General features: G+C 71.1%; 7 protein-coding genes and 2 pseudogenes. All 9 read left to right on the top strand.

The genetic code is table 11. The features are described from left to right. Positions 1–336: 336 nt before the first annotated feature. A complete protein-coding gene (locus RIM90_RS29100) occupies positions 337–2,745 on the top strand; it encodes a Tox-REase-5 domain-containing protein (protein WP_309063740.1) in 2,409 nt (802 codons plus the stop codon). A gap of 113 nt (positions 2,746–2,858) precedes the next feature. Next, positions 2,859–3,593 carry a hypothetical protein gene (locus tag RIM90_RS29095; protein ID WP_309063739.1) on the top strand — a complete coding sequence of 245 codons (735 nt, stop codon included), beginning with the start codon at positions 2,859–2,861 and terminating at the stop codon, positions 3,591–3,593. Then, positions 3,590–4,126: a hypothetical protein gene (locus tag RIM90_RS29090; RefSeq protein WP_309063738.1), complete on the top strand. Its 537-nt coding sequence runs from the start codon at positions 3,590–3,592 to the stop codon at positions 4,124–4,126. The genes RIM90_RS29095 and RIM90_RS29090 overlap by 4 nt, the downstream gene beginning before the upstream one ends. A gap of 309 nt (positions 4,127–4,435) precedes the next feature. After that, positions 4,436–4,648, top strand: a complete 213-nt coding sequence (locus RIM90_RS29085) for a DUF4287 domain-containing protein (RefSeq protein WP_309063737.1) — start codon at positions 4,436–4,438, stop codon at positions 4,646–4,648. Positions 4,649–4,802: 154 nt separating this feature from the next. Next, complete coding sequence (locus tag RIM90_RS29080) at positions 4,803–5,462, top strand: hypothetical protein (RefSeq protein ID WP_309063736.1); 660 nt, start codon at positions 4,803–4,805, stop codon at positions 5,460–5,462. Continuing rightward, a complete protein-coding gene (locus tag RIM90_RS29075) occupies positions 5,450–6,478 on the top strand; it encodes a hypothetical protein (RefSeq protein WP_309063735.1) in 1,029 nt (342 codons plus the stop codon). The genes RIM90_RS29080 and RIM90_RS29075 overlap by 13 nt, the downstream gene beginning before the upstream one ends. A 109-nt stretch (positions 6,479–6,587) precedes the next feature. Then, positions 6,588–6,846, top strand: a pseudogene (locus RIM90_RS29070) (nucleotidyltransferase family protein); the annotation flags it as partial. Positions 6,847–6,866: 20 nt separating this feature from the next. Continuing rightward, positions 6,867–7,193 carry a hypothetical protein gene (locus RIM90_RS29065; RefSeq protein WP_309063733.1) on the top strand — a complete coding sequence of 109 codons (327 nt, stop codon included), beginning with the start codon at positions 6,867–6,869 and terminating at the stop codon, positions 7,191–7,193. 95 nt (positions 7,194–7,288) lie between these two features. After that, positions 7,289–7,932: pseudogene (locus RIM90_RS29060) on the top strand (hypothetical protein); the annotation flags it as partial.

Genomic DNA, 7,932 nt, shown 5'->3' with positions numbered 1-7,932 from the left:
GGAGAAGTCCGCGAAGGTGGGCTTCACGCTCATGGCAGCGTCAGTTCCTGAGAGGGAGTCGAAGGCGGTCGGTCCGCAGCGCGGTGACCGTGATCAGGGAACCTGGCGCCCCGGTCCGACAACGCGGGCTCACGGGCGGGCGGCCGACCGTCCCCGCCGGACTGCCTGCCGCGCGCCGTGGTGCGGCTCCCGCACCACGCGCCACAGGACCGGACCCGGGTGCCCTTGGGCACCGATTTGGGCCCACGGGCCCATGTCCCGGCCGCCACCCCTTCCTACCCTCGGGCCGTGCCGTGCGCCGAGCGCGGTGCGCGTCGGGGGAGTTGAGGAGGGGGCATGGCCTCGATCGGGGGAGGAGCGGGGTTCGGCGCCGTGCGGCCGGCCGGGCCCGGAGGGCGGCGGGACATGCCCCGGCCCCTGTCGCGGGCGCTCCTGCTCGTCCACACGCTCACCGCGCTCACCGTGCTCGGTGGCCTGGGTCTGCTCCTCACGGCGGCGTCCCTCGACGCGGTGGACGGCACCCTGCTCGCCCACGTGGCGTACGCGGCCGCTCCCGGCGCGCTCGGCTGGTGGCTGGCCCGCCGCACCCGGGAGGGCGGCGCCGGCGTCTGGATCGGGCTGATCGCCGTACAGGCGTGGCTGGTCCTCGGCTCGGTGTCCAACCTCGCCGACGGATCGGCGCGTGGTCTCACCCAGCTCCTGCTCCCCCTTCTGATCCTGTTCCTGCTGACCCGTCCGGAGAGCCGCGCCTGGTACCACCTCGCCGCCCCGGACCGGCGGGAACGCCGCCCCTTCTCCCCGGCCCGGCTGATCCGCTGGCGCCGGGACGAGGGCCAGACGGCGGTGGAGTACGCGGGCCTGGTAGCGGTCGTCGTGGCGATCATCACCGCGCTCGTCGTCAGCGGCCTCGGCACGCAGCTCCTCACCGGCATCCAGTCCCAGGTGTGCCGCGTCACCGGCACGGCGTGCCCCGCGCCCGGGGACGGCGGCGGCCGGGTCACCGCGGAGGGCGGCGACGGGGACGAGCAGGGGGACGCCGGCGGAGGTGACGACCCCGGAGACACAGGGACCGCCGGTACCGGCGATACCGGCGGTACCGGAAACCCCGGCGGCGACTCCGGCACCCCGGGCACCGGTGATCCGGACACCGGTGATCCGGACCCCGGCGAGGACGCGGGAGCCACGAACCCCGGCGGGGACGAGGACCCGTCCGTCGTCGACCCCGTGGCCGACGCGGACGAGATCGACGAGCCGCCGTACGAGGACCCGACCACCGACGGAGACGGCGGAGACGAGGGAGACGGCGGAGACAACGAAGACGGCGGCGGCGAGGACGACGAGGGCTGCTTCTCCGGCTTCGGCGCCTTCTTCGGATGTGCCGGCGACCAGATCAAGCAGGTCGGCGAAGGCCTCTTCGTCGACGGCGTCTGGGGTGACCTCACCGGCATCTGGGACACGGTCACCAACCCCGTCGACACGTGGAACGGCCTGATGGACTACGGCCGTTCGCTCGGCGACGAGTGGTGGGACAACACCGCCGACGCCCGCGACAAGTGGGACGACGGCGACTACCTCGGCGCGATCCTGGACTGGGGCGGCGCCTCGGCGGGGACGGGCGGCACGGTCCTGTTCGACTCGTTCATCGGTGACGACGTCGTGGACCAGTGGAACAGCGGCAACGAGACCCGGGCCGTCACGACCGTCATCTGGAACGTCGGTTCGCTGTTCATCCCCGGTTACGGCGAAGTCAAGATCGCCGAGAAGATCGGCTCGCTCGGCCGGCTGAGCAAAGTCGTCGACGACGCGGCGGAGGCGGCGCAGGACGCGCAGCGAGCGGCCGGGTCGGGCGACCTGGAGGCGTTGGAGGACGCCGCGCGCCGCGCCGACGAGGCGGCGGACGAGGCGGAGGAGGCGGCCCGCAGAACGGGCTGCACCCTCTCCGCACCGCCCCACAGGGTTCCGTACGGCGACGACGGCGGCACACCCCCCGGCCTCACCGGAGGCCCCGGCACCGGCACCACGGTGCTCGCCGCCACCCCCGCCCGCACCCCCTACGTCGTCCTGGCGGAGGGCGGCTGCGACGAGGAGGCCGCGGAGCAGGCGCGGGAGGCCCGCGAGCACGAGCGCCGGGCCTACCTGGAGCGCAAGCGCGCCGAGGAGCCGGAGCGCGCCCGGCAGGCGCTGGAGAACAAGAAGCAGTGGCCGGACCCCGAGCGCAACGACACCGGCGACCCGCGCAACTACAACCCGCCGGACTGGGCGGAGAACCTGCGGAGCCGCACGTACGGCGACGCCGACAACGGCGACGGCTTCTGGGCGAGCCGCGACCGCAACCCCAAGCCGGGCTGGAAGAACGAGTCGTGGCTGCGCTACCAGGAACAGGTCACCGGCACGCAGCGCGGACACGAGTACGTCGTCCCGCACACCGACCCGGACGTGCCGGACGTCGAATTCGACGGCTGGGACTCCTCGCGCCAGACGTACCTCGAGGCCAAGAACGGCTACGACAGCTTCCTGACCGCGGACCGCACGGAACTCACCTCGTCCGGCAGGGAACGCCTGCTGGCCGAGGCACGCCGGCAGACCGAGGCCGCACGGGGCAAGAGCATCGAGTGGCACTTCTCCAACGAGGAGGTCGCCGACGCGGCCAGGGACGCCTTCGAGGACGCGGGCCTGGACATCGAGGTCGTCCACACCGCACCCGAGCCGGTCGCCGGCGACAGACGCCCCGAGGCGTTCGACTGACGGGACCGTCGGCCGGGCGACGGGACCGCAGGCCGGAGCGGCCCTAAGGTGGGAACGGCCGGGCAGGGAACGAGAGGCGTGGGCGAGGGACGGAGAAGGGGAGAGAACGGGACATGCGACGAGTGGTGCGGGGCTTCTGGGGCCCGCGGCAGGAACCGGTGGAGGCGCTCGCCGAACGGTGGAGCACGACCCTGGACCGGTTCACCCGACTGCTCCTCCCCGCCGCCGGGGCACCGGGAAACCCGGACACCGGCACACCGTGGACGTGGCGGACCGCTCCGGCCTCCGGCCCTTCCCGACCGGTCCAGCCGGACGAGGCGTCCCTGCTCGAGGCGTTGCGCACGGCCCAGGCGGCCGACGACTGGTCGGCGGGGAACGGCACGTCGCTGCGCCTGGTCGCCGACGGCGTGCCGTCCGGCTGGAAGGTGGAGATCGCCGGACTGGCGGGCGGCACACCGGAGTTCCTGCTCCAGTCGCTGGTGGCCACGATCGTGTCCCCCGACGGCGAGCAACTCCCCGACGCCGACCTCCTCACCGCCGTCGCCGAGGCGTGGCACCCGGACCACGGGGACGTGAGCGACCGGGCGGTGACGGCGGCCCTGAAGAAGGAGGCCGGCTTCAGGATCGGCACCCCGTCGGTCGGCTGGGTCGGTTTCCTGTCCCCGGGCCGGGCGGCCCGCGTCCCCGCCGACTGGCCGGTCCCGCGCAAGGAACTCCCCGGCGCCGGCGTGCTCCTGGACATCGCGGCGCCCGGCGACACGGCCGAGGTGGTCCGGGCCCACGAGGTACTCAGGAAGGCCGGAGCCCTGGACCCGCTGCCCCATCCGATGACCAGGCCCACGCTGTGACGGCCCGCGCCGGCGCGCCCTTCGACGTGAACCGGGCGACGACCGACATCGAGGCCGCCCTGTCCGCCCCCGTCCCGACGACCGGCCCCACGGTCGGCGAGGGCGAGCCGGCCACGGGGGAGTGGACCGTGACCCGCGGCGAGGGCTTCCTGCTCCTCCCCCTCTGGGAGAGCGAGGCCCTCACGGGCGTGTACGGCCCCGAGTGGAACGACGCCGAGGCGGCGGCCGAAGCGAACCTGGCCGCGCTCGTCGCGGAGCTGGACCGCCGCTGGGGCGTCCACCGCACGGTGAGCATGCGCGTCCCCCTGCACCGCGGCCGAGCGGGCGAACCCCTCCCCGAACCGTTCCGCACCCTGACCGCCAAGGACTGCTACGGCGACCTGGCGGTATGGGGCCCCGTACCGCCTGACGCCGCGCCCACCACCCCCCGGTGGCTCGCCCTCTCCCTCAACCAGTCCGACGGCGACGCCCCCATGATCATCACCGCCCTGATCAGCGCCCACCCGATCACGGAACCCGCCGAACCGGCCTGAAACCGGTCCTGCGCGCATCACCGCTCCGGCGGCCGAACGAACAGGACGGGCGAACCGGTGGCGGCCCGGCGCCGCATCGCGGGAGGCGTCGTCGTGAAGCGCCGCCGGACGACTCGGGGCGTGGCAGGGCCGGCTCCCGTGGCAGGACTGCCCGAGATCCGGCGTGTGACGCAGCACACCTTCGTCGGCCGATGACATGAGGCGCGCTCACCGGTCGTACCCGTGACGACACCGCCCCGCAGCCGGATGAACGTGCGGCGCGGCCGGCGGTCCGGGAACATCAGCACCGACAGACGGGACACCACCGACATGACCGACACCGTCAAGGGACCTGCCAGCTACTTCCCTTCCATCGAGAAGAAGTACGGTCGCCCGATAGCGGAGTGGAAGGACCTCATCCGTTCCTCGCCCCTGACCAAGCACATGGAGCTCGTCACCTGGCTCAAGGCCGAACACGGACTGGGCCACGGCCACGCCAACGCCCTCGTCGCCCACACCCTCGCGGAGGCCCGCGGCAAGTAGGCCGCCCGGACCGTCACTTGCGCGGGGGAGGGCTTTTCACCCTCAATTGGTCGTCTACCCCCACAGGTTGACATCTTTCACCCTGGTGCCGCCGCGCATCACGCGGATAGCTTGGGTCCGCTCAAGAGAAGCCTCGCCCCACCGGGAGCCGACCGTGAACCGCCGCCCCACCCCGCTCACAGCGCTCGCGCTGACCGCCGTCGCGGCCCTGACGCTGTCCGCGTGCGGAAGCGACGACGACAGCACCGCCAAGGACAGCGACAAGATCGCGGGCGCCGACACGGGAAGCGGGAAGTCGGCGTCGCCGAGCCCGAGCGCGCCGGACTCCGGCGGCCGTCCGAAGATCACTTTCCCTTCCGACGCGAAGAACGTCTTCGAGTACCAGAAGACGGGCAACGCAGCGAAGGATGCGGCCCTCGCCGACAGCACGCTCAGTGTCAATTCTGTTGATGAAGCGATTTTCACAGGCGATACGGGCACCAAGGCTCTGGGCTTCTACAATACGGACAAAGCCTTGAGCGCATACATCACTTATGTACAGAAGTACATCGACGATGGCGAGACGTGGGTTGGCGAGACCCGGTACTTCAACTACAAGGTAACGCTCTCCGGTGCCAAAAAAGCCTACGTTTCCTACTGCTCTGACGAGAGTAAGTCCTATATCAAGAACAAGAAAACAGAGAAGGTTGACAGGTCGCCGGCCACGGCGAATTCGTACGTGTTGTACAACACCAGCCTGACCAAGAATTCCGACGGAATTTGGCAGACCACCGACGTCGTCTCGAACAGGGGGAACGAGGCATGTCAGCCGTAAGGAAATCGGCGAGGGCTGTCACGGTCCTGACCCTCACGTGCGCTTCTCTCTTCGCTTCCCCTGTGGCGTTCGCTGGACGCGAATCAAATGGAAATGCGAACGAGGCTGAACAGAGTGCCCAAGCCGACGACAAAGGCAACCTCTCCGTGACCGTAGGCGGTGTCGTCTTCGACCGTTCGAAGAACGGCAGCGGTGGCTCCGCGGGCGCGCTGACGTCGTCCGCGTCGTGGACGCCTCCCCCCTGCTGGTACGCCCCCAAGTACACCCCGGAGCAGTTGCAGAAGCACCTGGAGCCGATCTGGGAGGCCGAGTCGACGGGCTACCAGTGGGATGCCGAGCAGCGGAAGAAGTACAACGCCGACGACGAGGAGAAGGGCTTCAACAAGGACAAGACCGGCAAGGGCTATTGGTGGGGCTCGTACGTCAACGAGAGCTACCCCCCGGGCTGGGACTCCTGCGACAAGGACTACTTCTGGGTGGACCAGGGCGACCCGCCGCCCGCCGACATCGAGAACGCCGTCACCCCGGAGGTCCTCGCCGAACTCGCCTACGCCGAGATCCGCGTCCCGGGCACCGAGGTGACGCTGGCCCCCGCGGAGGCGACCAAGGTCAACCTTCCGACCTGGGCCTGGCTGGACGGTGCCGAGTTCAAGCCGGTCTCCGTCACCGCGTCCGTACCGGTGATCGGCATCGAGGCGACCGCGACGGCGGAGCCGGTCTCGTTGAAGATCGAGCCGGGCACCCCGGATGCCGAGACGTACCCGGCCTCGGGCGTCTGCGAGATCAACGGCGGACGTATCGGCGAGCCCTACGCGAAGGGCAAGGCGGACCGGACGCCCCCGTGCGGGGTGAAGTACCTGCGCTCCTCGGGCGACGGCACCTTCCCGCTCCAGGCCACCGTCACCTGGGAGATCCACTGGACGGGCAGCGGCGGCGCGGGCGGCGACCTCCCCGACGGCGAGTTCGGAGCGACCCAGGACGTCGTCGTCCAGGAGATCCAGGCCGTCAACCGCTGAACGCGATGGAGGCGGGCGTACCGGCGGCCGTCGGCCGGAGGCGTGGTGAAGCGCACCGCCCCGCGGTGCCGCGATGACCATCGGCCGTCTTCTCCTGGACGAACGGCTTGCCGTCACGATGTGTTGTCCGGGGGGCACGGCTCGAGCCCGCAGGCCGGTGGCGCGTCTACGCGCCCCACGGTCTCTCCGACGTCTTCGACCTCGTCGTACGCCCGAACCCGGTGCTCGCCCCGCGTGACGTCTACGAGGCCAAGGCGGCTCGCCGGCGAGGGCAGTGGTTCGAACCGACGGCGTCGGACCGGCCGGCTGCCCCTGCGTATGCGCCACGAATTGCGGAGTCCGTCGTTCCTCCCCATGGGTGCAGGTGACCGGGAGAGGGGATGGGCGCATGGCTGCGCAGCGGTTGGCCGTGGACGGGGACGAGCTGGGACGGTTCATGAAGTCGCTGCGCAAGTCGGCGACTTCGCTCAGAGGCGTACGCAAGGCGCTCGCCGACGCGACCGTCGCCGGGCTCGGTACCGACGATCTCGACGGTGCCTGCGAGGACTTCCAGGAGGACTGGAAGTACGGCGCCGAGGAGATCGGCAAGCAGACGGAGGATCTCGCCGAGATCATCGGCAAGAGCCGGGACAGCTACCTCGAGGTCGACAAGGCACTGGAGGAGGCGCTCAGGCAGGCCTGCGAAGGGGGTAAGGGCGGGGGTGCCGGGAAGTGACCCTCGCTCCGGAGACCGATCAGTCGGGCGTCGTTCCGGACCCACGGTCCCGGGCGGACCTCGGCTTGCCCCAGGGGCTCAAATCGGCCCCGCGCATGCCGAATCCGGACTACCCGCATCTGGGGTTCAATCCGGTGCCGGGTGACACGGAGACCGTCCGTCGGCTGCACAAGAAGCTGAGCGGCTGTGCGGAGGTGCTCCAGGACACGTACGACGTGGTCACCAAGCTGCTGGACGGAAGCTACTGGAAGGGCGACGCCGCCGTCGCCTTCCGCGAGCAGCTCGACGACGGGCCGCTGCCGCTGAACCTGAAGAACGCGGCGCACTCCATCCGCAAGGCGGCGAGGCAGCTGAGCCGCTGGGAGGGGGAGCTGGACGACTTCCGGCGGCGCGCGAAGCGGTTGGAGGACGAGGCGAAGGAGGCCCGGGCCGCGGTCGACCGGGCCGAGGGGCGTGCGGCGGAAGCGAAGGGTCACCCCGGCCTCGAGCAGAAGGGCGCCGACCAGGAGGCCGCACAGCGGGCGCTGACCCGGGCGAACAAGGACGTCGAGGAGGCGCAGGCCGAGCTCGACGGGGTCATCGGCAAGGCGAGGAGGCTGGCCGAGGAGCATGAGCGCCGGGCCCAGCACCGTGCGAGGAAGATCCGCGACGCGACGAAGAAGCTGGCGCCGCAGGAGCCGGGCTGGTTCGACGAGGCACTCGACTGGCTGAACGACAACCTGCCGGACGTCCTGAGCTT

Origin of the sequence: Streptomyces sp. (assembly GCF_031181555.1) — a bacterium.
Lineage (GTDB): Bacteria > Actinomycetota > Actinomycetes > Streptomycetales > Streptomycetaceae > Streptomyces > Streptomyces fimbriatus.
Note: the sequence above shows the minus strand (reverse complement) of the source record. Positions and strands in the feature narration are given on the sequence as shown.